The sequence below is a fragment of the Micromonospora sp. SL1-18 genome, assembly GCF_047921505.1.
Classification (GTDB): domain Bacteria; phylum Actinomycetota; class Actinomycetes; order Mycobacteriales; family Micromonosporaceae; genus Micromonospora.
On sequence record NZ_JBLROA010000033.1, the window covers coordinates 33,874 to 60,180 of the forward strand.

At 72.7% G+C, this 26,307-nt stretch carries 27 protein-coding genes; 19 read left to right on the forward strand and 8 right to left on the reverse strand.

Annotated features, from left to right (window positions below):
• Positions 1–49 precede the first annotated feature (49 nt).
• The 3 genes from ACNAW0_RS17605 to ACNAW0_RS17615 all read right to left on the reverse strand — a co-directional run bounded on the left by ACNAW0_RS17605 (position 50) and on the right by ACNAW0_RS17615 (position 3,147).
• Positions 50–439, reverse strand: a complete 390-nt coding sequence (locus ACNAW0_RS17605; RefSeq protein ID WP_416289003.1) for a globin — start codon at positions 437–439, stop codon at positions 50–52.
• Positions 440–518: 79 nt separating this feature from the next.
• Positions 519–1,877 (reverse strand): MFS transporter, encoded by a 1,359-nt coding sequence (locus tag ACNAW0_RS17610; protein ID WP_416288967.1) that lies wholly within the window; start codon positions 1,875–1,877, stop codon positions 519–521.
• A 244-nt stretch (positions 1,878–2,121) separates the two neighbouring features.
• Positions 2,122–3,147: a mechanosensitive ion channel family protein gene (locus ACNAW0_RS17615; RefSeq protein WP_416289004.1), complete on the reverse strand. Its 1,026-nt coding sequence runs from the start codon at positions 3,145–3,147 to the stop codon at positions 2,122–2,124.
• A gap of 336 nt (positions 3,148–3,483) precedes the next feature.
• Here ACNAW0_RS17615 and ACNAW0_RS17620 point away from each other — a divergent pair, with 336 nt between their 5' ends.
• Positions 3,484–4,023, forward strand: a complete 540-nt coding sequence (locus ACNAW0_RS17620) for an HNH endonuclease (RefSeq protein WP_416288968.1) — start codon at positions 3,484–3,486, stop codon at positions 4,021–4,023.
• Between the two features lie 23 nt (positions 4,024–4,046).
• Here the strand turns inward: ACNAW0_RS17620 and ACNAW0_RS17625 are convergent, their stop codons facing one another.
• The 3 genes from ACNAW0_RS17625 to ACNAW0_RS17635 all read right to left on the reverse strand — a co-directional run bounded on the left by ACNAW0_RS17625 (position 4,047) and on the right by ACNAW0_RS17635 (position 6,406).
• A complete protein-coding gene (locus tag ACNAW0_RS17625) occupies positions 4,047–4,850 on the reverse strand; it encodes a class F sortase (RefSeq protein ID WP_416289005.1) in 804 nt (267 codons plus the stop codon).
• Between the two features lie 415 nt (positions 4,851–5,265).
• Positions 5,266–5,730, reverse strand: a complete 465-nt coding sequence (locus tag ACNAW0_RS17630) for a hypothetical protein (protein ID WP_416289006.1) — start codon at positions 5,728–5,730, stop codon at positions 5,266–5,268.
• 205 nt (positions 5,731–5,935) lie between these two features.
• On the reverse strand, positions 5,936–6,406 hold the full coding sequence (locus ACNAW0_RS17635; protein WP_416288969.1) for an Lrp/AsnC family transcriptional regulator: 471 nt from the start codon (positions 6,404–6,406) through the stop codon (positions 5,936–5,938).
• Positions 6,407–6,545: 139 nt separating this feature from the next.
• On the opposite strand from ACNAW0_RS17635, the gene ACNAW0_RS17640 reads away from it, so the two are divergent.
• The 14 genes from ACNAW0_RS17640 to ACNAW0_RS17705 all read left to right on the forward strand — a co-directional run bounded on the left by ACNAW0_RS17640 (position 6,546) and on the right by ACNAW0_RS17705 (position 19,681).
• Positions 6,546–7,430 (forward strand): tryptophan 2,3-dioxygenase, encoded by an 885-nt coding sequence (locus ACNAW0_RS17640; RefSeq protein ID WP_416288970.1) that lies wholly within the window; start codon positions 6,546–6,548, stop codon positions 7,428–7,430.
• A 16-nt stretch (positions 7,431–7,446) separates the two neighbouring features.
• On the forward strand, positions 7,447–8,784 hold the full coding sequence (kynU, locus tag ACNAW0_RS17645; protein WP_416288971.1) for a kynureninase: 1,338 nt from the start codon (positions 7,447–7,449) through the stop codon (positions 8,782–8,784).
• A 55-nt stretch (positions 8,785–8,839) separates the two neighbouring features.
• Positions 8,840–10,174, forward strand: coding sequence for an FAD-dependent oxidoreductase (locus tag ACNAW0_RS17650; RefSeq protein ID WP_416288972.1), 1,335 nt, complete (start codon positions 8,840–8,842; stop codon positions 10,172–10,174).
• Positions 10,175–10,194: 20 nt separating this feature from the next.
• Positions 10,195–11,676 carry a 2-hydroxymuconic semialdehyde dehydrogenase gene (locus tag ACNAW0_RS17655; RefSeq protein WP_416289007.1) on the forward strand — a complete coding sequence of 494 codons (1,482 nt, stop codon included), beginning with the start codon at positions 10,195–10,197 and terminating at the stop codon, positions 11,674–11,676.
• Positions 11,677–11,792: 116 nt separating this feature from the next.
• Positions 11,793–12,590 carry a 2-keto-4-pentenoate hydratase gene (locus ACNAW0_RS17660; protein WP_416288973.1) on the forward strand — a complete coding sequence of 266 codons (798 nt, stop codon included), beginning with the start codon at positions 11,793–11,795 and terminating at the stop codon, positions 12,588–12,590.
• Positions 12,587–13,567, forward strand: a complete 981-nt coding sequence (locus ACNAW0_RS17665) for an acetaldehyde dehydrogenase (acetylating) (RefSeq protein WP_416288974.1) — start codon at positions 12,587–12,589, stop codon at positions 13,565–13,567. The genes ACNAW0_RS17660 and ACNAW0_RS17665 overlap by 4 nt, the downstream gene beginning before the upstream one ends.
• Complete coding sequence (gene dmpG, locus ACNAW0_RS17670) at positions 13,564–14,619, forward strand: 4-hydroxy-2-oxovalerate aldolase (RefSeq protein WP_416288975.1); 1,056 nt, start codon at positions 13,564–13,566, stop codon at positions 14,617–14,619. Before ACNAW0_RS17665 ends, dmpG begins: the two co-directional genes overlap by 4 nt.
• Positions 14,616–15,389, forward strand: a complete 774-nt coding sequence (locus ACNAW0_RS17675) for a 2-keto-4-pentenoate hydratase (RefSeq protein ID WP_416288976.1) — start codon at positions 14,616–14,618, stop codon at positions 15,387–15,389. Before dmpG ends, ACNAW0_RS17675 begins: the two co-directional genes overlap by 4 nt.
• Positions 15,386–15,805 (forward strand): RidA family protein, encoded by a 420-nt coding sequence (locus tag ACNAW0_RS17680; RefSeq protein ID WP_416288977.1) that lies wholly within the window; start codon positions 15,386–15,388, stop codon positions 15,803–15,805. Before ACNAW0_RS17675 ends, ACNAW0_RS17680 begins: the two co-directional genes overlap by 4 nt.
• Positions 15,805–16,329, forward strand: a complete 525-nt coding sequence (locus tag ACNAW0_RS17685; RefSeq protein ID WP_416288978.1) for a 3-hydroxyanthranilate 3,4-dioxygenase — start codon at positions 15,805–15,807, stop codon at positions 16,327–16,329. Before ACNAW0_RS17680 ends, ACNAW0_RS17685 begins: the two co-directional genes overlap by 1 nt.
• The gene (locus ACNAW0_RS17690; protein ID WP_416288979.1) at positions 16,329–17,411 is read left to right on the forward strand and encodes an amidohydrolase family protein; all 1,083 of its coding nucleotides are present in this window, start codon (positions 16,329–16,331) and stop codon (positions 17,409–17,411) included. Before ACNAW0_RS17685 ends, ACNAW0_RS17690 begins: the two co-directional genes overlap by 1 nt.
• A 48-nt stretch (positions 17,412–17,459) precedes the next feature.
• Positions 17,460–18,923: an amidase gene (locus ACNAW0_RS17695; RefSeq protein ID WP_416288980.1), complete on the forward strand. Its 1,464-nt coding sequence runs from the start codon at positions 17,460–17,462 to the stop codon at positions 18,921–18,923.
• A 73-nt stretch (positions 18,924–18,996) separates the two neighbouring features.
• A complete protein-coding gene (locus tag ACNAW0_RS17700) occupies positions 18,997–19,281 on the forward strand; it encodes a hypothetical protein (RefSeq protein ID WP_416289008.1) in 285 nt (94 codons plus the stop codon).
• Entirely contained in the window at positions 19,268–19,681 is a 414-nt protein-coding gene (locus tag ACNAW0_RS17705) for a DUF5130 family protein (RefSeq protein WP_416288981.1), read from the forward strand. The genes ACNAW0_RS17700 and ACNAW0_RS17705 overlap by 14 nt, the downstream gene beginning before the upstream one ends.
• 179 nt (positions 19,682–19,860) lie before the next feature.
• Here ACNAW0_RS17705 and pepN read toward each other — a convergent pair whose 3' ends face one another.
• Entirely contained in the window at positions 19,861–22,407 is a 2,547-nt protein-coding gene (gene pepN, locus ACNAW0_RS17710) for an aminopeptidase N (protein WP_416288982.1), read from the reverse strand.
• A 251-nt stretch (positions 22,408–22,658) separates the two neighbouring features.
• On the opposite strand from pepN, the gene ACNAW0_RS17715 reads away from it, so the two are divergent.
• From ACNAW0_RS17715 to ACNAW0_RS17730, 4 genes are all read left to right on the forward strand, one after another.
• Complete coding sequence (locus tag ACNAW0_RS17715) at positions 22,659–23,258, forward strand: disulfide bond formation protein DsbA (RefSeq protein WP_416289009.1); 600 nt, start codon at positions 22,659–22,661, stop codon at positions 23,256–23,258.
• 169 nt (positions 23,259–23,427) lie between these two features.
• Positions 23,428–23,826 carry a hypothetical protein gene (locus ACNAW0_RS17720; protein ID WP_416288983.1) on the forward strand — a complete coding sequence of 133 codons (399 nt, stop codon included), beginning with the start codon at positions 23,428–23,430 and terminating at the stop codon, positions 23,824–23,826.
• Between the two features lie 123 nt (positions 23,827–23,949).
• Positions 23,950–25,149 carry a DUF1015 family protein gene (locus ACNAW0_RS17725; protein WP_416288985.1) on the forward strand — a complete coding sequence of 400 codons (1,200 nt, stop codon included), beginning with the start codon at positions 23,950–23,952 and terminating at the stop codon, positions 25,147–25,149.
• A gap of 72 nt (positions 25,150–25,221) precedes the next feature.
• Complete coding sequence (locus ACNAW0_RS17730; RefSeq protein WP_416288986.1) at positions 25,222–25,692, forward strand: ribose-5-phosphate isomerase; 471 nt, start codon at positions 25,222–25,224, stop codon at positions 25,690–25,692.
• A 97-nt stretch (positions 25,693–25,789) separates the two neighbouring features.
• Here ACNAW0_RS17730 and ACNAW0_RS17735 read toward each other — a convergent pair whose 3' ends face one another.
• The gene (locus ACNAW0_RS17735; protein WP_416289010.1) at positions 25,790–26,119 is read right to left on the reverse strand and encodes a hypothetical protein; all 330 of its coding nucleotides are present in this window, start codon (positions 26,117–26,119) and stop codon (positions 25,790–25,792) included.
• Positions 26,120–26,307 lie beyond the last annotated feature (188 nt).

The window sequence follows — 26,307 nt, forward strand, 5'->3', positions numbered from 1 at the left end:
GCGCCGGCCGGGGCTCCGGGCCCCGGCCGCGCCGCGTGATCGATCGCCGTCAGGCCCCGGCGGCGGGATCCTCCATGACGTTGACCATGAAGTACGCGGCCCGCTCCAGGTAGTTCCAGAGCTCGGCGGCGATCTCCGGCGGAAGGTCCAGCCGCTCCACGGCCCGGCGCATGTGGTGCAGCCAGGCGTCCCGCTCGGCCGCGCCGATCCGGAACGGGGCGTGCCGCATCCGCAGCCGGGGGTGGCCGCGCTGCTCCGAGTAGGTGCGCGGGCCGCCCCAGTACTGCATGAGGAAGAGGGTCAGCCGGTCGGCCGCCGGGCCGAGGTCCTCCTCCGGGTACATCGGCCGCAGCAGCGGGTCGGTGGCGACGCCGGCGTAGAAGTCGTCCACCAGCTTGCGAAAGGCGGGCTCGCCGCCGATCGCCTCGAAGAGGGTCATCGACTCGCCTGAGGAACTCACCGTTCCATCCTGCCAGGTACGGCCGGCGTACGGCCGCCGCCCACCGCTCGGCAGGGACTCAGGTCACCGCCTGCCGGCTCCGCTCGCCGACCGACGGGTGGGCCGCGGGGGCGCCCGCCCGAATCGGCGAGTGCGGGTTGTGGCCGGCGGCCGAGGCGGCCTCGACGGCAGCCTCCACCGTCTGCGGATGCGGCCAGGCGGCCGCCGCCACGAGCATCAGGATCACCCCGGCGACACTCCACGCGCCCACCACCACGGGGATGGTGAACCGCTCGGCGAGCGCCCCGGTGGCCAGGACGGCCGCACCCTGGATGATCTGCATGCCGCTGGCCATCACGCCGAACGCCCGGGCCCGGTAGCCCTCCGGCAGAGCGCGGACGAAGAGACCGTTGGCCATCGGTATCAACCCGCCCACCGCGAAGCCGCAGGCGGCCGCGAGGAGGGCCACCATGAGCGGCGGCGGGTCGAGTAGCGCGGGAACCAGCACCGCCGGAGCGAGGATCGCCAGCGGCCGGATCAGCGCCAGCCGGCGGGCCGGGGCGAAGAGCCGACCGATCAGCAGGCCGCCGAGGATGAAGCCGACCGGGTTGGCGGCCATGATGACCGCCTGGGCGACGCCGGTGCCCAGGTTTCCGCTCCGCTGGGCGGCCCACGCCGCGGCGAGCCCCTCCGGCACGATCGAGAAGACCATCGCGCTGAACACCAGCACGGCGATGGCCCGCAGGACCGGCCGACCGAACACGAGCCGGAAGCCCTGGGCGGTCTCCCGCAGCAGGTGGCTGCGGTGCGCGGCGGTCATCGTGGGCGGCCGGTCGCGGAGCCCGAAGCGGACCAGCGCCGCCGACACGGCGAAGGTGGCCGCGTTGATCAGCAGTGCGATGGCGGGGCTGGCCGAGGCGATGCCCGCGCCGATCAGGTAGCCGACGACCTGGGCGGCCTGGCCGGAACTCGTGGAGAGCGACAGGCCCACCACCAGTCGGTCGCCGGTGAGGATGTGCGGCATCAGCGCGGACCGGGCGGCCTGGCTCGGCGGATTGGCCAGCGTGGCGGTGAAGATCAGGGCGAGGACGGCCCAGGGTGGCATCCCGGGCAGGGCCACCAGCAGCATCATCGCCATCCGGATCAGGTCACAGGCCACCATGACCTGCCGGTACCGGTACCGTTCGGCGAGTGCGGAGAGTAGTGGGCCGCCGATCAGCCAGGGCAGGTAGCTGGCCGCGAACGCGGCGGCGGAGAGCGCCACCGAGTGGGTCTCCCGAAGGACGAGCACGGTGACCGCGGCCTTGGCGAGGTAGTCGCCGATCCAGGACAGGACGTTGGCCGTGAAGAGGGCGCGGAACTCCGCCTGGCTGAACACGTCACGGAAAGTGGCCGGGCCCTCCTGGGCGGATCGCTCGTCGGGCACCGTCGCCTCCATCGTCCCCAGGGCCGGCCACTCGTCATGGCCCTACCGGGAACCGTCGTCAGATCTACGGATCAGCGAGGACACGAGCACGCTCCCACGAGGAGCGTGTTCACCGGATTCTGCCCGATCGTCCGACAACTGGCTAGGGCGAACGGATTGATCGTCGCATCTCCGACTGAACGAACGGACGATACCCGAGGGGTCGGCTGGCGCGCGACCCCGGAAATCGTCCCCTCTGCTGGGGACCGATGGGGGTTCAGGTAGCCCCCCCGGTACCCGTCTCACCCGGGCTGCCGGTCGACATCCCCGGATACCACCGGGCCGCCGCGATCTGCGCGGTGATGCCCGAGTTCTCCAGCGCCTCCGCCAGCCGGCGGCGTAGCTCGCGGCCGATCGTGAACTGACCGGCGGCGGTCGTCTTGACCACCGTACGGATCACCGCGCCGTCCACCGTGATCTGTTCGACGCCGAGGACCTCCGGCTCCTCGACGATCTGCGGCGCCACCTCGGGGTCCATCACCAGGGAGGCCGCCGCCGTACGCAGCACCGCGGTGGCCTCCTCGGTGCTCGCGAAGCCGATCGGCAGGTCCACCACCACCATGGCCCAGCCCTGGCTCTTGTTGCCGACCCGGACGATCTCGCCGTTGCGGATGTACCAGAGCACCCCGCGCCCGTCGCGGACGGTGGTGACCCGCAGCCCCACGGCCTCCACCACGCCGGTCGCCTGGCCCAGGTCGACGGTGTCACCGACGCCGTACTGGTCCTCGATCAGCATGAACAGGCCGGCGATCAGGTCCTTGACCAGGCTCTGCGCGCCGAAGCCGAGCGCCACGCCGGCGATGCCGGCGCTGGCCAGCAGCGGGGCCAGGTCGAAGCTGAACTCCTTCAGCACCATCAGCAGCGCGATGCCGAAGATGAACGCGGTGACCATGCTGCGCAGCACGGAGCCGATCGCCTCGGCGCGCTGCCGCCGGCGCTCCGGCACGAACTGCTCCGGGTCCACCGCGGCGCTGGGGAGCCGCTCGCGCAGCGGCTTGAGCAGGGTGGGCATCGCACCCTCGGCGGTGGTCCGCACCAGCCGGTTGATCGTCCGGTGCAGCGCCCAGCGGGCGGCGAACGCCAGCAGCAGGATCAGGACGACCCGCAGCGGCTTCAGCACGATCCAGTAGCTGCCCTCGGCGAACCACGCCGAGTGGGTCAGCTCGTAGACGTTCCTGCACCAGCGGTCGGCCTGGCACTCGGCCGACGGCGTCGGGTCGTCGGCGGTCAGGGCGCGGAGCATCAGATCGGCGGCAGTCACCCTGCTTTCGTACCGCACGGTCGCTGTGGGCCCGCTGCTGGCCCACCTTCGCGCGGCGGAGGCCACCGGTCAGCGCGGCGGAGGCGCCCGCGCGGCGGTGGTCACCGGTCAGCGGGGCGGAACCGGCTATCTTGGCACGCGCCACCAGAGGTTCATGAGGGTACCCCGGATTAGTGCGTGCAATCCGGGGTCCGATCAGGGACGATTGGCGCAGCGGACGTCGGTGATCCGGCCGGCGTCGGTGCGGCTCCCCGGTGCTTTGCGGGGCTCGCCCGACGCGACAGCGGCAGGAGCGGCTGGACCGGGAGGATAACCACGATGCCTGACATACGACCCACGGCGGGCTCCGGCGCACTGGTTCTCAACGCCACCTACGAGCCGCTGTGTGTCGTATCGGTGCGTCGCGCCGCGATCCTGGTGCTGTCGGCCAAGGCCATATGCGTCGCCGACGGCGACGGCATCCTGCACAGCGCGCGTGACGCGCTCCCGATCCCCTCGGTGGTCCGGCTCACCCGCTACGTCCGCGTGCCCTACCGCACCCACGTCGGGCTCTCCCGTCGGGCGATCTTCGCCCGGGACGGCTGGCGCTGTGCCTACTGCCGTGGGCCGGCGGAGACCATCGACCACGTCTTCCCACGCAGCCGGGGTGGCCGGCACGCCTGGGAGAACGTGGTGGCCGCGTGTGCCCGCTGCAACCACACCAAAGGCGACCGGACACCGGCCGAGCTGGGCTGGCGGCTGCACTGCCTGCCGGCCGCCCCGAAGGGGACGGCGTGGCGGGTGCTCGGCCACCGTGCGCCGGATCCGCGCTGGGCGGACTGGCTGGACCTGCGCGAGCCGGAGCCCGAGGCCGCCTGAGCCCGAGGCTGCCTGAGCCCGGCTCACGGGCCCCGGGACTGCACGAGCGACGCGTAGACCACGAGGTTGTCGGCGTAGCCGGTGGTACCGCCCACCCACCGGCCACCGCAGGTGATCAGGCGCAGGTTCGGCCGGCTGAAGTCGCCGAAGACCTCGTTCGCGGGCAGTCTCTCCTTGTCGTACCGCTGCACCGAGGTGACCTCGAAGATCGCCACCGAGCGGTCCTCTCGGGTCACCTCGACCCGGTCGCCGTCGCCCAGTTTCTTCAGGTCGTGGAAGACGGCCGGCCCGGTGGTCGTGTCGACGTGTCCGACGATCACCGCTGGGCCGTTCTGCCCCGGCGTCGGTCCCTGGTCGTACCAGCCGGCCTCGCCGGCCTTCTCGAGTTCCGGTACGGCGATGCTGCCGTCCGGGGCGATCCCGACCGGGTGCACCGGCGCCCGCAGGCCGAGCTTGCTGATCGTGATGTCCGTCGGCGGGCTCGCGGCCAGCACCGGGAACTTCTTCGGCGGCGGCCGGATCCCGGCGAACAGCCGGTCCGGCAGCACGGAGACGCCGGTCACCCGTTCGACGCCGAGCATCGCCACGATCAGCACCATCAGCGTGGCGATCACCAGCACCGGGGCGCCGGGGCCGCGCCGGGCGGCGTACCGCCAGCGGGCGGCGGCCCTGGTGGGCCGCACCGGTACCGGTACCGGAGCCGGCGAGCCGGCGGTGGCGACGCTGGCGGTCGAGGCGTGGCCGGCGGCGCGGACGAACCGGCGGGACACCCGGGCCGCCAGCCGGAGCACCGTCCGGAGCCCACTGCCGGTCCGGCCGCGCCCGATCCGTAGCGCGCGCCCGGTTCGCAGCCGACGCCCGGTCCGAGCGTCGCCAGGGCTCGCGCCGGCCCGGTTGTTCAGGCGGCCGGGTCGGTGGCCGTCGCCGTGGACGCGGGTGGCGCGGTCGCTGTCCCGGTTGGCCGTGGTCCGGTCGTGTTGGCGGCCGGGTCGGTGGCCGTCGCCGTAGATGCGGGTGGCGCGGTCGCTGTCCCGGTTGGCCGTGGTCCGGTCGTGTTGGCGGCCGGGTCGGTGGCGGTCGCCGTGGAGCCGGGTGGTGCGGCCGTCGCCACGGATCGCCGCGGTTTCCCCGTTCCGGCGGCCCAATCGGTGGCGGTCGCCGTTGGGCCGGGTGGTGCGGTCGCCCTTGTGGTCCGGTTGGCGGCCGACTCGGGTCAGTGCGCAGGTCATGGGCCGCACCTCGTCAGACGCGCGGTCCGGTCCTGCGACGGGCACCGACGCCGGCCAGCACCGCCACCGCGACCAGGCCGCCGACCAGCAGCAGCGAGCCCGCCCCCCGGCCGCCCGCGGTGCCGCCACCGCCCGTGGCCGGGCCCTTGCTCGGCTGGGCCATGTTCAGCACGGTGAGCTGCGTGGAGGCGGTTTGCCCGTTCGAGCAGCGCAGGTCGACCGGGAAGTCACCGGCCTGCTTGTTGCTCGGGATGGTCACCGCGCCGGTGAGGAAGCCGTTGTCCGGGCGAAGCATCACCCGCCCGAAGGCGTCCGAGGTGACCTCGGCCTGCCGGTTGTTCGCGTTGTCGCAACTGGCCCGAATACTCACCCGGCTGCCGGCCTGCGCGGGATTCGGCGTGACCTCTACGAAGATGTTCTCCCCGGCCCGCGCCGGGCTGATGGTCATCAGGACGAACATCGCGACCAGTCCGAGCACGCTCAGGACGGCTGACAGGGCGCGGTGCGACACGAGCCCTCGCATGATTCCCCCCTCCCGGTGCGGCGCACCGGAATCCTGCTGACGGGCAGCGCGCTCTGCTTTCCCGATCCGGTTCCGGCAAACCCGGGCGGGCCCCGGCGTGGTTGTTAACAGGGGGCCCCTGCTCTGCACGAGGCGTTAACAGGGGGCCCTTCCTTACGCCTCAGCGGCGGCGGGCGGGCGGGGTGGGGGCGCCGGGCGGGAGCGGGGTGACCGGGTGCCACTCCAGCGGGGTGGAGAGGACCATCGTGCTGGACGGCTGGCCGTACGGGGCGAGCCGGTCGATGATGCCCTCGAACTCGTCGATCGAGCCCGCCGCCACCTTCAGCATGCTGCACGCGTCGCCGGTGATCCGGTGGATCTCCATGATCTCCGACCAGCCCGCCACCTCGGGGTCGTTGAGGATGCAGCGCGACCCATAACAGGACATCCGGATCAGGGCGACCACGGTACGCCCGGCGCGGGTCAGGTCCACGTGCGCGTGGTAGCCGGTGATCACGCCCGACTCCTCCAGCCGGCGGACCCGCTCGGCCACCGCCGGCGGCGACAGGTGCACCCGGCGCGACAGTTCGCTGAACGAGAGCCGGGCATCGGTCTGGAGCTCGCGTAGCAGCGCCCAGTCCATGTCGTCCACCGCGTGACCTTTCGTTCGAGAACCCGTGGGCCCGGCGGCCTTGCGACCGACAGGTCGAACCACCGTACCGCCGTTGAACAGGGATTCCATCGGAGGATCCACTGGCGGGATCATGTCGTCTACCCACGTACGAAGGGAGATGACGGTGAAACAGACCACGGCGGTGCGTCCGGCCACTCCGCGCCAGCGGGCGGCCCGGGCGGCGCGCAACGGCGGCGAACCGACGCTGGAGTTCGCCGACCGGGTGCCCTACGACGCGTACGTGCGGGCGAGCACGCTGCACGGCCTGCAGCAGCCGCTCAGCGACGATCCGGGCGAGATGTCCTTCCTGATGGTCAGCCAGATCATGGAGCTGTACTTCGGGCTGACCTGCCACGAGCTGCGGCACGCCCAGCGGGAGCTGCGGGCCGACCGGATCTGGGAGGCGTTGCCCCCGCTGCGCCGCGCCGCCCTGCACCTGGAGGGACTCAACGCCGCCTGGCAGGGGCTGCGCTGGATGACCCCGGCCGACTTCAACCGCTTCCGCGACCGGCTCGGCGAGGGCTCCGGCTTCCAGTCCGCGATGTACCGCCAGCTGGAGTTCCTGCTCGGCCTCCGCGACCCGGCGCTGATCCGCCCGTTCCGCCGGCAGACCGAGGTGTACGCGGAGCTGACCGCGGCCCTCGCCGCGCCGAGCCTCTGGGACGACGTGGTCGCCCTGCTCGCCCGGCGCGGCTTCCCCCTTCCCGCCGAGCTGCTCGACCGGGACGTGACGACCGAACACGAGTCGCAGCCGGCGGTCGAGGCGGCCTGGGTGCGGATCTACGCCGACGGTGGCCCGGACAACCACCTGCGGCTGCTGGGCGAGGCGCTGACCGAGGTGGCCGAGGGGTTCGGCGACTGGCGCTGGCATCACGTCAAGGCGGTGCAGCGCACCATGGGCGCCAAGGTCGGCAGCGGCGGCTCCGCCGGGCTGGCCTGGTTGCAGCGCAGCATGGCCCGGGTGGTCTTCCCCGAGCTGTGGTCCGCGCGGACCGCGATGTGACCGGAGGTCGTTGAGCATGCAGCACACCGAGAACGAGGCACACCGGCTCGACGCCGCCGACCCAGGGCACCGGCACCTGTTCCACGTGCCGCCGGCCGAGGGCGGGCGGTACCCCGAGGTGGCGTACCTGGCCGGCAACTCGCTGGGCCTGCAACCCCGGGCCACCCGGGACGAACTCCTCGCCGACCTGGACGCGTGGCGGCGGCTGGGCGTGGAGGGGCACGTGGAGGCGGAACGGCCGTGGCTGCCGTACCACGAACTGCTGACCGCGCCGGCCGCGCGGCTGGTCGGCGCGCTCCCCGCGGAGACCGTGGTGATGAACTCCCTCACGGTCAACCTGCACCTGCTGATGGTGAGCTTCTACCGGCCGGCGGGGGAGCGGACCCGGATCGTCATCGAGGACAGCGCCTTTCCCTCGGACAGCTACGCGGTGCGCAGCCAGGCCCGCTTCCACGGCCTGGACCCGGACGCCACCGTGGTGCGACTCAAGCCGCGCCCCGGCGAGGACACCCTGCGCACGTCCGACGTGCTGGACTTCCTCGCCGCGGAGGGGCACACGGTCGCGCTGGTGCTGCTCGGCGGGGTCAACTACCTGACCGGCGAGCTGATGGACATCCCGGCGATCACCGCCGCCGGGCGGGCCGCCGGCGCGGTGGTCGGCTGGGACCTGGCGCACGCGGCCGGCAACGTGCCCCTCGCGCTGCACGACTGGGACGTCGACTTCGCCGCCTGGTGCTCGTACAAGTACCTCAACTCCGGGCCGGGCGCGCTGGCCGGCGTCTTCGTCCACGAGCGACACCTCGGCGACCCCCGGCTGCCCCGCTTCGAGGGCTGGTGGAGCACCGAGGCGGCGACCCGGTTCGAGATGACCCCGGTGTCCCGGCCGCCGGCCACCGTCGAGGCGTGGCAGATCTCCAACCCGCCGATCTTCGCGATGGGTCCGGTGCGTACCTCGCTGGAGCTGTTCGACTCGGTGGGCATGCCGGCGCTGCGGGAGCGCAGCCTCCGGCTCACCGGGTGGCTGGAGCGGCTGCTGGACGAGGTGACCGTCGGCCGGCCGCTGACCGTGGTCACCCCGCGCGACCCGGCCCGGCGTGGCTGCCAGCTCTCGGTGCGGATCGGTGTGAGCGCGAGGAGTGAGCCGGGTTTGCGAGCCCCGCAGTCGCGAACGGAATGGAGCATGGTGGGTAGCGCCAACGAGCTGACCAAGCGGCTGCGGCACGAGCACGGGGTGATCGCCGACGCCCGGGAGCCGGACATCGTCCGGTTCGCCCCGGTGCCGCTCTACTCGACGTACCACGACTGCTGGCGGGTCGCCGACGCGTTGGCCGCCGCCGTGGAGGTGGACCGGTGAGCGCGAGGAGTGAGCCGGGTTTGCGAGCCCCGCAGTCGCGAACGGAGGAGGCACAGTGAGTGACCGGCGGGAGGAGATCGCTGTCGTCGGGGCGGGGCTGGCCGGCTGCCTGCTGACCTGCTACCTGGCCCGGCGCGGGTACCCGGTAGCCCTGTACGAGCGGCGCCCGGACCCGCGTACCGGGCAGGTGGAGCGGGGCCGCTCGATCAACCTGGCGCTCTCCGAGCGCGGCCTGGACGCGCTGCGCCGGATCGGGCTGGAGCGACAGGTGATGGCGGACGCGCTGCCGATGGCCGGCCGCATGATCCACCCCGTGGTGGGGGATCCGCAGTTCCAGTCGTACAGCAGCGCCGGTGACCGGGCGATCAACTCGATCAGCCGGGGCGCGCTGAACAACGCCCTGATCAACGCCGCCGCCGCGCTGCCGGGCGTGCGGATCGCCTTCGACCACCGGCTGGTCGGGCTCGACCCGGCCACCGGCGAGATGACCTTCGAGACCCCGCAGGGCAAGGTCACCGCCGCCGCGTCGGTCGTCCTCGGCGCCGACGGCGCCGGCTCCGCCGTGCGCGGGCAACTCCTCGGGTACGGCGTGCTGACCGAGAGCCTGGACTTCCTCGACTACGGCTACAAGGAACTCACCATCCCGCCGCTCGGCGGCGACTTCGCCCTGGACCCGGGCGCCCTGCACATCTGGCCGCGCGGCACCTCGATGATGATCGCCCTGCCCAACCCGGACCGGTCGTTCACCTGCACGCTGTTCTGGCCTACCCACGGCACCGCGAGCTTCGCGTCGCTGGGCAGCCCGGCCGCCATCGAGCGGTACTTCGCCACCCACTACCCGGACCTGATCCCGCTCGCCCCGAACCTGGTGGACGACTACCAGCACAACCCAATCGGCGTGCTGGGTACGGTCCGCTGCACCCCGTGGCAGGTGGACGGGAAGATCGGCCTGCTCGGCGACGCAGCGCACGCCATCGTGCCGTTCTACGGCCAGGGCGCGAACTGCGCGTTCGAGGACGTGGTCGAGCTGGACCGCTGCCTGGACGAGTGCGGCGACGACTGGTCCGCGGCGCTGCCGCTGTATCAGCAGCGGCGGCAGGCCAACGCCGAGGCGATCGCGCAGATGGCGCTGGCCAACTTCGTGGAGATGCGGGACAAGGTCGCCTCCCCGGTGTTCCAGACCCGCAAGCGGATCGAGCACGCCCTGGAGCGGGCCCTGCCCGGCCACTACGTGTCGCAGTACGAGCTGGTCTCCTTCTCCACCACCCCGTACGCGCAGGTGCGCCGCCGGGTGCGCCGGCAGTACCAGGTGGTGGGTGCGTTGGCGGCCGGCGCGGTGGCGGCGCTGGCCGGCGCGGTGCTGGCGCTCGGTCGAGGGAGGCGGGGATGACGCTCTGGGAGCCGCGGCGGATGGCCGGGCACGCGCCGGACGGGCCGGGCCTGCTGCGCAACTTCGTCGGCGGCGAGTTCGTCGCCGCCGGTCCACGGTTCACCAAGCGCAGCCCGGTGACCGGCGAGCCGGTCTTCGAGGTGGTAGAGGCTTCCTCGGCTGTGGTGGACGACGCGGTGGCCGCGGCCCGGGCGGCGCTGCGCGGCCCGTGGGGCCGGATGGGGGAGCGGGAGCGCGCCGAGGTGCTGCGCCGGGTCGCCGACGAGCTGGAGCGCCGCTTCGACGACCTGGTCGCCGCCGAGGTCGCCGACACCGGCAAGGCCATCTCCCAGGCCCGTACGCTGGACATCCCGCGGGGTGCGGCCAACTTCCGGGCGTTCGCCGAGATCGTGGCGACCGCGCCAACCGAGTCGTTCACCACGGTCACGCCGACCGGCGGCCGGGCGCTGAACTACGCGGTCCGCAAACCCGTCGGCGTGGTCGCGGTGATCGTGCCGTGGAACCTGCCGCTGCTCCTGCTCACCTGGAAGGTCGCCCCCGCCCTGGCCTGCGGTAACGCGGTGGTGGTCAAGCCCAGCGAGGAGACCCCGGCCTCGGCCACCCTGCTCGCCGAGGTGATGGCCGCGGCGGGCGTACCGGAGGGCGTGTTCAACCTGGTGCACGGCTTCGGCCCGGATTCGGCCGGGGAGTTCCTCACCCGGCACCCGGGCATCGACGCGATCACCTTCACCGGGGAGTCCGCCACCGGCACCGCCATCATGCGCGCCGCCGCGGACGGGGTGAAGGCGGTCAGCTTCGAGCTGGGCGGCAAGAATGCCGGCCTGGTCTTCGCCGACGCCGACCTGGACGCCGCGGTCGCCGGGTCGGTGCGGTCCAGCTTCACCAACGGCGGCCAGGTCTGCCTCTGCACCGAGCGGATCTACGTGCAGCGGCCGGTCTTCGAGGAGTTCACCGCCCGGCTGGCCAAGCACGCCGACGAGCTGGCGTACGGCTGGCCGGCCGACGAGGCCACGGTCAACATGCCGTTGATCTCGCACACCCATCGGGACAAGGTGCTCGGCCACTACGAGCTGGCCCGGGCCGAGGGCGCCGAGGTGCGCGCCGGGGGTGGGGTGCCGCGCTTCGGCGACGCCCGGGACGGCGGCGCGTACGTGCAGCCGACGGTGCTGACCGGGCTTGGGCCGGACGCCCGCACCAACCGGGAGGAGATCTTCGGTCCGGTGGTCCACGTCGCTCCGTTCGACGCCGAGGAGGAGGCGTACGCGCTGGCCAACGGCACCGACTACGGCCTGGCGGCGACGGTCTGGACCCGGGACGTGGGCCGGGCGCACCGGGCCGGGTCCCAGCTGGACGCCGGCATCGTCTGGGTCAACACCTGGTTCCTGCGCGACCTGCGTACCCCGTTCGGCGGGGTGAAGGCGTCCGGCATCGGCCGGGAGGGTGGCATCCACTCCCTCGACTTCTACTCCGAACTCACCAACGTCTGTGTGGACCTCACATGAGTGCGCACTCCAGGCAGAATGGCCGGCGTCGTGAGCGCGAGGAGCGAGCCGGGGTTGCGAGCCCCGCGGTCGCGAACCGTCGTGAGCGTCGTCAGCGAGCGCAGCGAGGAGCGGGGATGACCACCGTCGACATCGAGGCCGCCAACCGGGAACTTGCCGTGGCCCGGCAGGAGGAGAAGCCCTGCCCACCCCTGCGGGGCCGGCTGCTGCCCGAGGGCGACATCGAGGCCGCCTACCAGGTGCAGCAGGTCTACACCCGGCAGCGGCTCGGCAAGGGCCACCGCCGGGTGGGCGCGAAGATCGGGCTGACCTCCCGTGCGGTGCAGGAGAGCTTCGGCGTCTTCCAGCCCGACTTCGGGGTGCTTTTCGACGACATGGCGGTCGGCGACGGCGTCGAGGTGCCGATGGGCCGGCTGCTCCAGCCCCGGGTGGAGGCGGAGATCGCCTTCGTGCTCGGCGCGGACCTGCCCGACGAGCGGGTCACCACCGTCGACCTGATCCGGGCCGTCGACCACGTGCTGCCGGCCATCGAGATCGTCGACTCGCGGATCGCCGGCTGGGACATCTCCATCGTGGACACCGTGGCGGACAACGCCTCCAGTGGGCTGTTCGTGCTCGGCACCGCGCCGCGCCGGCTCGCCGACGTCGACCTGCGGCTGTGCGGGATGGTGCTGGAACACGCCGGTGAGCCGGTGTCGGTGGGCGCCGGGGCGGCCTGCCTCGGCAACCCGCTGCACGCGCTGGAATGGCTCGCCGGGACGATGGCCCGCGCCGGCGACCCGCTGCGCGCCGGGGACGTGGTGTTGTCCGGGGCGCTCGGCCCGATGGTGCCGGTCACCCCGGGCGCCGCGTACGAGGCGCGGATCTCCGGGCTCGGCTCGGTACGGACCTGTTTTTCCAAGGAGGGGCGATGACCACCGGAGTGGCGGTGCTCGGGTCGGGCAACATTGGCACCGACCTGATGATCAAGGTGTTGCGGCTGAGTGACAGCCTGCGCATGGTGGCGATGGCCGGCATCGACCCGGCGTCGGACGGCCTGGCGCGGGCCCGGCGGCTCGGCGTGGCGACCACCGCCGAGGGCGTGGACGGCCTGGTGGCGCTGCCCGAGTTCGCCGACGTCGAGCTGGTCTTCGACGCCACCTCGGCCGGCGCGCACCGGCACAACGACGCGGTGCTGCGGGCGCACGGCCGGACCGTGGTCGACCTGACCCCGGCGGCCATCGGCCCGTACGTGGTGCCGCCGGTCAACCTCGACGAGCACCTGTGCGAGACGAACGTCAACATGGTGACCTGCGGCGGGCAGGCAACCGTGCCGATCGTGCACGCCGTCGGCCGGGTGACCCCGGTCGCGTACGGGGAGATCGTCGCCTCGATCGCCTCGAAGTCGGCCGGGCCCGGCACCCGGGCCAACATCGACGAGTTCACCGAGACCACCGCCCGGGCGATCGAGGTGGTCGGCGGCGCCGAGCGCGGCAAGGCGATCATCGTGCTGAATCCGGCCGACCCGCCGCTGCTGATGCGCGACACCGTCTACTGCCTCTGCCCGGACGCCGACGCCGACCGGTCCGCCATCGCCGCCTCGGTGGCCGACATGGTGGCCACCGTGCAGGAGTACGTCCCGGGCTACCGGCTCAAGCAGGACGTGCAGTTCGACCGGGTCAACACCCACGTGCCGTCGTTGGGGCGGCACCTCACCGGGCTGCAGGTCTCGGTCTTCCTGGAGGTCTCCGGGGCCGGGCACTACCTGCCCGCGTACGCCGGGAACCTGGACATCATGACCTCGGCCGCGCTGCGTACCGCGGAGCGGCTGGTGGCGCTGCGCAAGGGGGTTGCGGTGAGCGCAGCGGAGCGGAGCGCCGCAGTCGTGAACAACGGAGTGACTGTCCGATGACTGATCTGTACATCCAGGACGTGACGCTGCGGGACGGCATGCACGCCATCGCGCACCGGTACACCGTGGACCAGGTGCGGAGCATCGCCGCCGCGCTGGACGCGGCCGGGGTGGCCGCCATCGAGGTGGCGCACGGCGACGGCCTGGCAGGCTCCAGCGTCAACTACGGGCACGGCGCGGCCGGCGACGCCGAGTGGATCGCCGCCGCCGCCGAGGTGCTGACCAGCGCGAAGCTCACCACGCTGCTGCTGCCCGGGATCGGCACCATCGCCGACCTGAAGGCGGCGCAGGCGCTCGGGGTGACCAGCGTCCGGATCGCCACCCACTGCACCGAGGCGGACATCTCCGCCCAGCACATCTCCTGGGCCCGGGAGAACGGCATGGACGTCTCCGGGTTCCTGATGATGTCGCACATGAACGACCCGGCCGGGCTGGCCGCCCAGGCCAAGCTGATGGAGTCGTACGGGGCGCACTGCGTCTACGTGACCGACTCCGGCGGCCGGCTGCTGATGTCCGACGTGGCCGCGCGGATCGACGCGTACCGGCAGGTGCTCGCACCGGAGACGCAGATCGGCATCCACGCCCACCACAACCTGTCGCTCGGTGTCGCCAACAGCGTGCTGGCGGTCGAGCACGGCCGGATCCTCGGCGCCGGGCCGCTCAGCTCCCCGTCCGGCCGGACCGTCCGGGTGGACGCTTCCCTTGCCGGCATGGGCGCGGGCGCGGGCAACGCCCCGCTGGAGGTGTTCGTCGCGGTCGCCGAGCTGCACGGCTGGAAGCACGGCTGCGACGTGTTCGCGCTGATGGACGCGGCCGACGACCTGGTCCGCCCGCTCCAGGACCGGCCGGTCCAGGTGGACCGGGAGACCCTCTCCCTGGGGTACGCGGGGGTCTACTCCAGCTTCCTGCGGCACGCCGAGCGGGCCTCCGCCAAGTACGGGGTGGACGTCCGCTCGATCCTGGTCGAGCTGGGCCGGCGCCGGATGGTCGGCGGCCAGGAGGACATGATCGTCGACGTGGCACTCGACCTGGCCGGCAAGGAGAACTCATGATCGGGCCGGACATCGCGGGGATCGCCGAGAAGCTGGGCGCGGCCGCCGACACGGCAACCGCGATCCCGCAGCTCGCCGCCGAGACCGGCCTCGACGTCGACGCCGCGTACGCGGTGCAGTCCGCGCTGCTGCAGCGCCGCCTCTCCCGGTCCGAGCGGCTGGTCGGGCTGAAGATGGGGCTGACCAGCAAGGCGAAGATGGCCCAGGTCGGCGTGGACGAGGTGATCTGGGGCCGGCTCACCGACGTGATGCGGGTCCCCGACGGCGGCACGGTCGACGTGCACGCCTTCATCCACCCCCGGGTCGAGCCGGAGGTGGCGTTCCTGCTGGACCGGCTGCCCGAGCCCGGCGAGCCGGTCGGCGCGTTCACCGACGCGGTCCGCGCGGTCGCCCCGGCGCTCGAGCTGATCGACTCCCGGTACGCCAACTTCACCTTCTCCCTGCCGGATGTCATCGCCGACAACACCTCGGCCGCCGCGTTCGTCGTCGGCCCCTGGTCGCCGGTGCCGGACGGGCTGGACAACCTCGGCGTGCTGCTGGAGATCGACGGGCGGGTGGCACAGGTCGGCTCGACTGCGGCGATCCTCGGCGACCCGCGTCGCGCCCTCGACGAGGGGCTCCGGCTGGCCGGCCGGCACGGCGTCCGGCTCCGCGAAGGCTGGGTGTTCCTCGCCGGCGCCGCCACCGCGGCGGTGCCGCTGCGCCCCGGGGCCCACGTCCGGGCCGTTGTCGAGAAGCTCGGCACGGCTTCCCTGCGAGCGTCGTCGTGACCGCGCGGGTGGTGGCCGGGAAGGCCGTGCCGCGCGGCGCGTTCCCGCACGTCAAGGTGGCGGGCGGATTCGTCTTCGTCTCGGGTACGTCGTCTCGGCGGCCGGACAACACCTTCGCGGGCGTCGAGGTGGACGAGTTGGGCACGACCAACCTGGACATCCGGGTGCAGACCCGCGCGGTGATCGAGAACATCCGTGATCTGCTGCGGTCGGTCGGCGCGGACCTGACCGATCTGGTCCAGGTCACCAGCTACCTGGTGAACATGAACGACTTCGGTGGATACAACGAGGTGTGGGCGGAGTTCTTCGACGCCACCGGGCCGACCCGGACCACGGTGGCCGTGCACCAGCTGCCGCATCCGCACCTGCTGATCGAGATGCAAGCCGTGGCCCTGTTACCGCAAGGAGGTCTGTAATGAGTGAGATCGGCGAGCCGTTCAGCTTTCCTGGGTGGATCGCGGAGAACCAGCACCTGCTGAAGCCGCCGGTGGGCAACAAGGAGATGTTGCCGGGCAGCGACGACTTCATCGTGATGGTGGTGGGCGGCCCCAACCAGCGGACCGACTTCCACGTCGACCCGTACGAGGAGTTCTTCTACCAGGTCAAGGGCAATATGCACGTCAACCTGATGCTGCCCGAGGGGCCGCGTACGGTGCACATCCGCGAGGGCCAGATGTGGATGTTGCCGCGCAACACCCCGCACTCTCCGCAGCGGCCGGAGGCCGGCTCGATCGGCATGGTGATCGAGCGGGTACGCGAGGAGGGCACGCTGGAGAAGTTCCAGTGGTACTGCCCCGAGTGCAGCCACAAGGTGCACGAGGTGGAGCTCCAGGTCCGGGACATCGCCGCCGACCTGCCCCCGGTCTTCTCGGCGCTCTACGCCGACGAGAAGGCTCGCACCTGCACCAACTGCGGCGCGCTGCACCCGGGCAAGGGCTGATGCCGGCACGCGTCGTCGACGTGCACACGCACGTCGTACCGAAGGGGTGGCCGGACCTCGCCGCGGCGTGCGGCGGGTCCGGCTGGCCCTGGCTGCGGGTGGACTCCGAGCGCGCCGCGATGATCATGGTCGGCGAGACGGAGTTCCGGCCGGTCGGCGCGGAGTGCTGGGACGCGGAGACCCGGCTGGCCGACATGGCCGCCGACGGCGTCGACGTCCAGGTGGTCTCGCCCACCCCGGTCTTCTTCAGCTACGACCGCCCGGCCGAGCAGGCCGTCAAGGTGGCCCGGATCTTCAACGACCTCACCCTGGAGGTCACCGCCGGCGGCGGCGACCGGCTGGTCCCGTTCTGCCAGGTGCCGTTGCAGGACGCGGACCTGGCCTGTGCCGAGCTGGACCGCTGCCTCGCGGCCGGCCACGCCGGCGTGGAGATCGGCAACCACGTCGGCGACCGCGACCTCGACGACGCCGGCATCGTGCAGTTCCTCACCCACTGCGCGCGGGTGGGCGCGCCGGTCTTCGTGCACCCGTGGGACATGCCGGGCGGGCCACGGCTGGACCGGTGGATGGCGCGCTGGCTGGCCGGGATGCCCGCCGAGACCCACCTGTCGGTGCTGGCGCTCATCCTCGGCGGCGTCTTCGACAAGGTGCCGGAGACGCTGCGGATCTGCTTCGCGCACGGCGGCGGCAGCTTCCCGTTCTGGCTGGGCCGCGCCGACAACGCCTGGCACCGCCGCGGCGACCTGGTACGTGGCGCGTCCACCGCCCCGCCCAGCTCCTACGTCGACCGGTTCTGCGTCGACTCGGTGGTCTTCGAGCCGGCCGCGCTGCGGCTGCTGGTCGACACGATGGGGGAGGACCGGGTGCTGGTCGGCAGCGACTACCCGTACCCGCTGGGGGAGCGGCCGGTCGGGCAGGTGGTCCGCAAGGCGGACTTCCTCACCGCCGACCAGCGCGACAAGCTCCTCTCCCGGAATGCCCTGCGCTTCCTCGGATTGGAGCGCACGTGGGCGATCAGGGAGCTGCTCACGATCGACCGTGACTGGACCGGCATTCCGGATGACAAGACGCCGGAGTTCTGACCTGTGTCGGGCCGGGCGTACGCCGGCCCGGCACGGCAGGATGGCGGTATGGCCGAGCCGCACGACCTGACCGCGCTGGAGCAGGCCGCCGCGATCCGCCGGGGCGAGCTGTCCAGCGTGGAGCTGGTCGAGCACCACCTGCGCCGGGTGGACGCGCTCGGCGACACCGTCGGCGCGTTCGTCACCGTCACCCCGGAGCGGGCGCGGGCGGCGGCCCGGGCCGCCGACGCGGTACCGGTGGACGAGCGGGGTCCGCTGCACGGCGTACCGACCGCCATCAAGGATCTGACGCTGACCGCGGGGGTGCGGACCACCTTCGGCTCGGCCGCCTTCGCCGACTTCGTGCCCCCGGTGGACGCCGACGTGGTCCGCTTCATGGCCGCGGCCGGGCTGGTCAGCCTCGGCAAGACCACCACCTCCGAGCTGGGCTGCTCGCTCTACTCCGAGGGGCTCGTCGCGCCGCCCGCGCGCAACCCGTGGGGTCTCGCGTACACCGCGGGTGGCTCCAGCGGCGGCGCGGCGGCCGCGGTGGCGGCCGGGCTGGTGCCGGTGGCGCAGGGCTCCGACGGCGGCGGCTCGCTGCGCATCCCGGCTTCGCTCTGCGGCCTGGTCGGCTACAAGCCGAGCCGAGGGCTGGTCTCCGGCGGCCCGCTCGGCTTCGGCGCGTTCGGGCTGCCCACCAACGGCCCGCTCGGGCGGACCGTCACCGACGTGGCCGCGCTGCTCGACGTGCTGGCCCGGCCGGTGCCCGGCGAGCCGTACCTGCCGCCGGCCGCGCCCGCCAACGGCTACCTGGGCGCCGCCCGCGACGCCGCTCCCGGCCGACTGCGGATCGGCCGCTTCAGCACCCCGATGCTCGCCGACGAGCCGGTGCATCCCGACTGCGTGGCCGCCGTCGACCGGGCCGCCGCGCTGCTCACCGCCGCCGGCCACGAGGTGGTCGAGGTGCCCGCGCCGCTCGGCCCCGAGGCGTGGCCGCTCTTCGAAACCCTCTGGTACGTGCTGGCGCTCTCCCCGGTGCCGCCCGAGCGGGAGAGCGAGCTGCTGCCGCTCACCCGGTTCCTGCGGGCGCGGGCCACGGCCGTCGGCGCCGGCCAGCTGATGGCCGCTCTAGGCGAGCTCCAGGCCCAGGTACGCCGCGGCGTGTACCGCACCGCCGGCTGCGATCTGCTGCTCTGCCCGACCCTGGCCGCGCCGCAGGCGTCGGTTGGCGCGTTCGCCGCCCTCGACCCCGCCGAAGATTTCGACCGGCAGCGCCGTTTTTCGCCGTACTGCGCCATTTTTAACGTGATTGGCGACCCGTCCGTTTCGCTCCCCGTCGGTCGGACCGGTGCCGGCCTGCCGGTCGGAGTGCTGCTCACCGGCCGGTACGGCGACGACGGGACATTGATCGCCACTGCCGCGCAACTGGAGCACGGCTGTGGCGGGTGGGATCACCACCCCGCAATCTGGCGGGCGGTCGACTCCGCTAACGTGAACAGCACAAGCGGAGTCGGGCGCTCGTCGTCATGATCGACCACCCGACCCGGAAATTCCTGGTCTCTCTTTCCGCCTGGGGGCGTTGGGATTGTCTGTTACCGATACGTTGCTGGTCTACGTCGGCATCCCGGCGGTTGCGGTGCTGGTGATCGCCGGACTGGCAGCCGTCGGCAGCCGTGGGGGCGGTGGCGGCGCCAAGCGCTACCGGCCGGGCCGGCCCTTCGACTTCACTCCGGTCTGGTTCCTGGGCCGCCCGGAGCAGCTGGCCGACTCGGTCGGCACCGCACTGGCCGCCGGCGCGCAGGCGCCGGCGCTGACCAGCCGCAAGCAGGAACTGGCCGGCCGGGAGGCGCCGGCCGCTGGCACCGGAGGCGCAAGTGACCGTTGGTGAGACGCAGGCCGTGACCGGGACGGGTACCCTGCCCCAGGTGCTGGACGGGCCCTTCTCGACCCGTCAGCTGCTCCGCATCGACGAGGCGCTCCGTCTGGCCGACCGGGGCACCGGCCTGGTTTTCTCGGTCTACGTGGGCGGCCTCGACGAGCCGATCCGGGAGCACGCCGAGCGGCTGCACCGCCAGCTCGCCGAGCCGGACAAGTCCGTGCTGATCGTGGTGTCGCCCAACCAGCGGCAGCTGGAGATCATCACCGGCCGGTACGCCCGCAAGCGCATCCCCGACACGTACGCCAAGCTCGCCGCGCTCTCCATGGTGGCGTCCTTCGGCGGCGGCGACCTGGCCGGCGGCATCATCCAGGGCCTCGACCAGCTCGCCACCCACGCCGGCAAGGGCTGACCCCTTCCCGTACGACGAAGCCCGCCCCGCGAACCTCGCGGGGCGGGCTTTTTCGTCGGGTGCTCGGCGTCTCGCGCCCCCAAGATCCGCGCAGCTTCGGGGATGCTGCTGCCTTCACACGAAACGAGGCAGCATCTTCAGTGAAGTTGCGCGGATCTCGGGCCGATGAATCCGTCGCGTCAGGCGGTACGGCCGTCTCGGGCGCGGGCCTTCAGGGCGCGGACCACGCCGTCGCGGCCCTCGGCCACCAGCCGGCGCAGCGGCGCCGGGTGGCCCTGCTGCGCCAGCCACGCGTCGGTGGCCGCCACCGTGTCCTCGTCGACCAGGTACGCCGGGTAGGCGAGCTGGGTGAACTCCTGCGCGGGCTCGCTGTCCCGGCTCGCCCAGACCTGGTCCACCGTGGCGAAGTACTTCTCCCGGTACGGCGCCACCAGCTCGACCTGGGCCGGGTGGGTGAAGCCCTGCAGCAGCGCCCGGTTGCGCCAGTTCGGCAGCGCCTCCGGGCCGGTGAGCAGCGCCCACACCGCCGCCTTGTTCTCCGCCGTCGGCACCAGGGCATGCGCGTACGCGGCCTCCCGCTCGCCGCTGGCGGTGCGGTCCCTGGCCAGCTCGGCGTCCACCTCGGCCGCCCCGGCCGCGCCGTTGGCGACCAGCGACTGGAGGACCGTCCAGCGCAGCTCGGTGTCCACGGTCAGCCCGGCCGGCACCTCGACGCCGTCCAGCCAGCCACGCAGCGCCGCCAGGTCCTCCGCGGAGCGGGCCGCGGAGGCGTACGCCCGGGCCCAGGCGAGCTGGAAGCCGCTGCCCGGCTCGGCCGCGGCCAGCGCCGCCCTGGCGGTACGGGCCAGCTCGGCCCAGCCGGTCGGCGCCCACGCCGGGTCGACGTAGAAGGTGAGCGAGGTGGTTGCCTGGCGCAGGGTGGCGGTGACCAGGTTGATGTCGGTCTCCGCGGGCAGCCCGGCCAGCACCAGCGCCACGTAGTCGCGGGCGGCCAGCTCGGCGTCCCGGGTCATGTCCCAGGCCGCGGTCCAGCACAACGCCCGGGCCAGCGACGACTCGAAGCCCGCGATGTGCTGCACCACGGCCGCCATGGACCGCTCGTCCAGCCGCAGTTTGGCGTACGTGAGGTCGTCGTCGTTGAGCAGCAGCACGTCGGCGGCGGGCTTGCCGTGCAGCGCGGAGAGCTCGGTCGTCTCGCCGGTCACGTCCACCTCGACCCGCTCCCGGCGGATCAGCCGGCCGTCGGTCAGGTCGTAGAGGCCCACGCCGATCCGGTGGGTACGCAGCGTCGGGTGCCCGGCCGGCGCCTCCTGGCGGGCCAGCACCCGCTCGTACGTGCCGTCGCCGCCGATGGTGACCTCGGGGCGCAGCGTGTTGACCTGTGCGGTCTCCAGCCACTGGGCGGCGAACTTGCGCAGCTCCCGGCCGGAGGCCGCCTCCAGCTCGGAGAGCAGGTCGTCGAAGGTGGCGTTGCCCCAGGCGTGCTTGGCGAAGTACGCCCGCAGCCCGGCCAGGAACGGCTCCTCGCCCACGTACGCGACGAGCTGCTTGAGCACGCTGGCGCCCTTGGCGTAGGTGATGCCGTCGAAGTTGACCTCGACCGCCTCCAGGTCCGGCATCTCGCAGTAGACCGGGTGGGTGGAGGAGAGCTGGTCCTGCCGGTAGCCCCAGTTCTTCCGGATCGACAGGAACGTCGTCCACGCCTCCGTGAACCGGGTGGCGTGGGTGTTGCACCAGTGGCTGGCCCACTCGGCGAACGACTCGTTCAGCCACAGGTCGTTCCACCAGCGCATGGTGACCAGGTCACCGAACCACATGTGCGCCATCTCGTGCAGGATCGTGTTGGCGCGCTGCTCGTACTCGAAGTCGGTGACCTGCGACCGGAATATGTAGTGCGACTCGGCGTGCGTGACGCAGCCGAAGTTCTCCATCGCGCCGGCGTTGAAGTCGGGCACCCAGAGCTGGTCGTACTTGGGCAGCGGGTAGCGGACGCCGAACTGCTCGTGGAAGAAGTCGAAACCCTGCTTGGTGATCAGGAAGAGGTCGTCCGAGTCGAGGTACTGCGCCATCGAGGCCCGGCAGAAGGCGCCCAGGTCGATGCCGTCGTGGCTGTCCCGCACCTCGTGGTAGGGGCCGGCGCAGAGCGCGGTGATGTAGGTGCTCATCCGCACCGACGCGGCGAAGTGGACGGTCTTGAGCGCCTCCCCGGCCGGCTCCTCCCGCTCCACCGGCATGTTGGAGATGACCCGCCAGTGGTCGGGGACGGTCGCGTGCCAGGTGTAGACGCTCTTCAGGTCCGGCTGGTCGAAGCAGGCGTAGACCTTCTGCGCGTCCGCCGTCTCGAACTGACTGTAGAGATAGGTCTCGCCGTCGACCGGGTCCACCGTGCGGTGCAGCCCCTGCCCACTGTTCGAGTACGCGAAGTCCGCGTCCACCACGAGGACGTTCTCGGCCGCCAGGCCGGACAGGATCAGGCCCTTCTCGGCCGACCAGCCGGAGATGTCGACGGGTGCCCCGTTGAGCGTCGCGGACCGCACCGACTCGGCCGCCGACTCGATGAACGTGGTCGCCCCGGGCTCGGCGCAGCGGAACCGGACCTCGGTCACCGAGCGGAACGTGCGGCTCGTGGCCTGCACGGCGGTCGACAGGTCAAGGCTGATGTCGTACCCGCTCACATCGAGCAGGCGGGCCCGCTCGGTGGCCTCGACCTGAGTCAGGTTGCGCACTCCCGGCACTGTTCGTCTCCATCCCACTCTGCATCGCCGCGCGCCCGCGGCACCGGCCTCTCCGGCCCGCTCGTGACGGCCGGTACGAAGCCGAGTCTTCCATGCACCGGCACTCTTCGGTGGCCGAGGTCACGCTCTCATTCCGGCACCGGTCGATGCCGCTCGGGGTGAGGATCACAGGGAAGACGCCGGGGTTCCGGCGCACAGAGTCGTGAAGGGATAGCACCGTGACCGAACGTGCCGCCGTGGACATGTGGTTCGACCCCTTGTGCCCCTGGGCGTGGATCACCTCCCGCTGGCTGCTGGAGGTCGAGAAGGTCCGAGATCTGGACATCCACTTCCACGTGATGAGCCTTTCCGTGCTCAACGAGGGCCGGGACCTTCCCGAGAAATACCAGGACCTGATGACGCAGGGCTGGGGGCCGGTGCGGGTATGCATCGCCGTCGAGCAGGCGCACGGCGCGCGTACGCTGGCGAAGCTCTACACGGCCATGGGCAACCGGATCCACCTCGGCAAGGAGCCGCTCAACCGGGAGATGCTGGTCGGGGCGCTGACCGAGGTCGGGTTGGATCCGGTGCTCGCGGACGCCGCCGAGTCCACCGCGTACGACGAGGCGCTGCGGGCCAGCCACGAGGCCGGCATGCGGCCGGTCGGCACCGACGTCGGCACCCCGGTCATCCACGCCCCCGGCCCCGACGGCGACAAGATCGCCTTCTTCGGCCCGGTGATCACCCCGGCGCCCAAGGGCGAGGCCGCCGGCAAGCTGTGGGACGGCGTCCTGCTGGTCGCCGGCACCCCCGGCTTCTACGAGCTGAAGCGCAGCCGCGAACTGGGCCCCATCTTCGACTGAGGCGCAAGGAGGGGCCCCTTCTTAACGCCTCCGGTAGAGCAGGGGCCCCTTGTTAACAGCCCGATCCCCGCGTCGCCGGCGTCACCCGGGCGGCGCGGGGTTCGTTTCATCAGGTGTCCTGGTCGGCGGCCGTGCGGGCCGCACCCCGGCAGCTCCTGGAGGCAATCCCATGGGTAAGCACCGCCACATGCCCGACGAGGCGCCGCAGACGGCGACCGAGGACTCCGGTGCGACGTACTGGTCCGTGGCCGAGGGCGACTGGCCCGTGGCCGAGGGCGACTGGCCCGAAGCCCGTCCGTCCCTGCCGGCCGACGTGGTCGACCTGCTGGCCCCGCCGATCGTGGTCGGGGTGGCCCGGGTGGTGGCCACCTCCCGGATGACCCCGCCCGCCGACGCGGACCTCCCGCCCCGGACCGCCGGCCCGAGTCGGTCCAGCGCCGCGGCCGGCCGTCCCGCACCGGGGTCGACCCCGGTACGCCTCGCCGCGTCCCGGCCGGCCAGCCCGGCTCCGGGCGGCCGCGCGGTCCCCGGCCGACACCGCAGCGCCACCCCCGGGCGCAGCGCCTGATCTGTGTCAAGCGGGGCCCCCTGCTCTACAAGATGCGTTAACCAGGGGCCCCTCCTTTCAACAGGTGGAAGCGGCGAGGGTCCGGGACCGGGAGGGTGGGCGGCGCGGGTAGCGTCAGCGAACATGACGGTCGTGCATCCGATCGCCCGGGCCTGGATCACCACTGGCGGCACCGGCGCGCAGAACTACGACGAGTTCGCCGACGACGCGGAGATCACCGCCATCGTCGAGGCGAATCCGCACAGTGCCCTGGGCATCGAGATGCCCCACCGGGCACCGGACAGCCTCGGGAAGTCCTTCCTCGACGCGTTGCCCGACGCGGTGGCCCGGCTCGCCGAGGCCAAGGCGGACGGCAGCTACACCCCGGCCGAACGGGTCGTGGTGCTCTACCGGATCAGCGCGCCGGGCGAGGAGACCGCGTACGGGCTCTTCGCCATGGTCGACACCGACCAGATCTCCACCCGGGCCGACGAGCCCGGGCTGGTGATCCGCAACGAGGACGTCTTCATCGCCAAGGTACGGGAGCGGGTCGCCCTGGCCGAGGCGCTGGGTCACCTGCTGTCGCCCGTACTGCTGCTCCAGACCGGGCGCGGCGACGAGCTGCACGCCGCGCTCACCGCGGCGACCGAAGCGGCCGGCGCACCCGCCGCCACCGACGTCGACCAGGCCGGGCGTACGCACGCCATCTGGCTGCTCGGCCCCGGCCCCGAGCAGGACGAGCTGACCGCCCTCGCGGGCGGCGGCGAGCTGGTGGTCGCGGACGGCAACCACCGCAGCCTGGCTGCGCAGACCGGCGGGCTGCCCCGGTTCCTCGCGGTGATCACCACGCCGCCCTCGGTGGCGATCCAGCCCTACAACCGCCTGGTCAGCGAGCTGACCGCCACGCCGGCGGAGCTGCTCGACCGGCTCCGCGCCGCGGGCGCGCAGGTCACCCCCGTCGAGGGCCCGATCGAGGTCCCGGCGGCCGGCGGCACCGTCCACCTCCACCTCGCCGGTCAGGAGTACGCGGTCACCCTGCCGCACGTCGACGGCGGCCGGCTGGAGAACCTGGATCACGCGCTCGTCGAGCGGCTGCTGCTGCGCGACGCGCTCGGCCTCGACCCGGGGGACAAGCGGATCACCTACGTGGGCGGCGACTACCCGGCGAGCTGGCTCACCGGCGAGGTCGACGCCGGGCGGGCCGAGCTGGCGATCCTCATCGCCCCGGTGACCGTGGACGACTTCGTCGCGGTCAACCTGGCTCGCGAGAAGATGCCGCGCAAGAGCACCTGGTTCACCCCGAAGGCGCGGGCGGGTCTGGCCGTGGCCGAGCTGTCCCGGTGACCCTGTGACGAATCCGCCTCCGTGCCGCCGCCCGCGCACCGGCACGGGGGCGAGCCTGACAGACTGCGCGGTATGCGCGTCTACCTGGGATCCGACCACGCCGGTTTCGAGCTGAAGGGGCACCTGGCCAACCATCTGGCCAAGCAGGGGTACGAGGTGGTCGATGTCGGTCCGCACGCCTACGACCCGGACGACGACTACCCGGCGTTCTGCCTGCACGCCGGCGACCGGGTGGTCAACGATCCGGGCAGCCTCGGCGTGGTGATCGGCGGTTCGGGCAACGGCGAGCAGATCGCCGCCAACAAGATCGCCGGCGTACGCGCGGCGCTCGCCTGGAACATCGACACCGCCCAGCTGTCGCGGGAGCACAACGACGCCAATGTCATCGCCGTCGGCGCTCGGCAGCACACCCTGGACGAGGCGACCGCCCTGGTCGAGGCGTTCCTGACCACGCCCTTCTCGGGCAACCCCCGGCACGCCCGCCGGATCGGCCAGGTGGCCACGTACGAGCAGACCCGCGAGCTGCCCGACCTGCCCGCCTGACGCCACTCTCGCCCACCGGGCGGCCGGCGGGCCGGCCCGGGACGCTGGCCGGCGGGCTCGCCCACCAGGCGGCCGGCGGGCCGGACTGGGACGGTGGTCAGCGGCCGGTGCGGGGCAGCTCTTCGCGGGGCACCCAGTTGCGGCGCACGATCACGACGCGGGCCTCGGCTTCGGCCAGGTCCGCGTCGGTCGGTCGGGCGGCGTCCCGAGCCCGCAGCGCGGCGGTCACGCTCACCTGTGAGGATCCCGAGCCGACCAGGCCGCGCAGCCCACGCTCGCCCTCCTCGACGGCGGAACCGGTACGGCGTGCCCGGGGCTCCGGCGCGGCGCGCCTGACGCCGCGCGGTGACCTGGAGCCGTCCGCCGACGATTCCAGCTCGGCGCGTCTGACGCCGCGCCGCGACCTGGAGCCGTCGTCGTCGTGCACCGCGGCCGTGGTCGCGGTCGGCCCCTCCGCGAAGGTGCCCGCCGGCACGTGCCGGCCGGCCTGCCCGGTGGCACGTTCGCCGTCCGGCGCCCCGGCGTCGCCCTGGTGCCGCAGCCGGCGTCGCCGGCGTTCCGCCTCACCCATCCCCCGACCGTACCGCCCACCGGCACCCGCGCATCCCGCCTCGG

Coding starts and splice junctions, on each gene's coding strand:
- ACNAW0_RS17695 (WP_416288980.1), top strand. CDS start 17,460: ATGGCCGAGCCGCACGACCTGACCGCGCTGGAGCAGGCCGCCGCGATC.
- kynU (WP_416288971.1), top strand. CDS start 7,447: ATGCAGCACACCGAGAACGAGGCACACCGGCTCGACGCCGCCGACCCA.
- ACNAW0_RS17605 (WP_416289003.1), bottom strand. CDS start 439: ATGACCCTCTTCGAGGCGATCGGCGGCGAGCCCGCCTTTCGCAAGCTG.
- ACNAW0_RS17690 (WP_416288979.1), top strand. CDS start 16,329: ATGCCGGCACGCGTCGTCGACGTGCACACGCACGTCGTACCGAAGGGG.
- ACNAW0_RS17610 (WP_416288967.1), bottom strand. CDS start 1,877: ATGGAGGCGACGGTGCCCGACGAGCGATCCGCCCAGGAGGGCCCGGCC.
- ACNAW0_RS17665 (WP_416288974.1), top strand. CDS start 12,587: ATGACCACCGGAGTGGCGGTGCTCGGGTCGGGCAACATTGGCACCGAC.
- ACNAW0_RS17660 (WP_416288973.1), top strand. CDS start 11,793: ATGACCACCGTCGACATCGAGGCCGCCAACCGGGAACTTGCCGTGGCC.
- ACNAW0_RS17730 (WP_416288986.1), top strand. CDS start 25,222: ATGCGCGTCTACCTGGGATCCGACCACGCCGGTTTCGAGCTGAAGGGG.
- ACNAW0_RS17655 (WP_416289007.1), top strand. CDS start 10,195: ATGGCCGGGCACGCGCCGGACGGGCCGGGCCTGCTGCGCAACTTCGTC.
- ACNAW0_RS17675 (WP_416288976.1), top strand. CDS start 14,616: ATGATCGGGCCGGACATCGCGGGGATCGCCGAGAAGCTGGGCGCGGCC.
- ACNAW0_RS17715 (WP_416289009.1), top strand. CDS start 22,659: ATGTGGTTCGACCCCTTGTGCCCCTGGGCGTGGATCACCTCCCGCTGG.
- dmpG (WP_416288975.1), top strand. CDS start 13,564: ATGACTGATCTGTACATCCAGGACGTGACGCTGCGGGACGGCATGCAC.
- ACNAW0_RS17685 (WP_416288978.1), top strand. CDS start 15,805: ATGAGTGAGATCGGCGAGCCGTTCAGCTTTCCTGGGTGGATCGCGGAG.
- ACNAW0_RS17725 (WP_416288985.1), top strand. CDS start 23,950: ATGACGGTCGTGCATCCGATCGCCCGGGCCTGGATCACCACTGGCGGC.
- ACNAW0_RS17720 (WP_416288983.1), top strand. CDS start 23,428: ATGGGTAAGCACCGCCACATGCCCGACGAGGCGCCGCAGACGGCGACC.
- ACNAW0_RS17615 (WP_416289004.1), bottom strand. CDS start 3,147: ATGCTCCGCGCCCTGACCGCCGACGACCCGACGCCGTCGGCCGAGTGC.
- ACNAW0_RS17620 (WP_416288968.1), top strand. CDS start 3,484: ATGCCTGACATACGACCCACGGCGGGCTCCGGCGCACTGGTTCTCAAC.
- ACNAW0_RS17640 (WP_416288970.1), top strand. CDS start 6,546: ATGACGGTGAAACAGACCACGGCGGTGCGTCCGGCCACTCCGCGCCAG.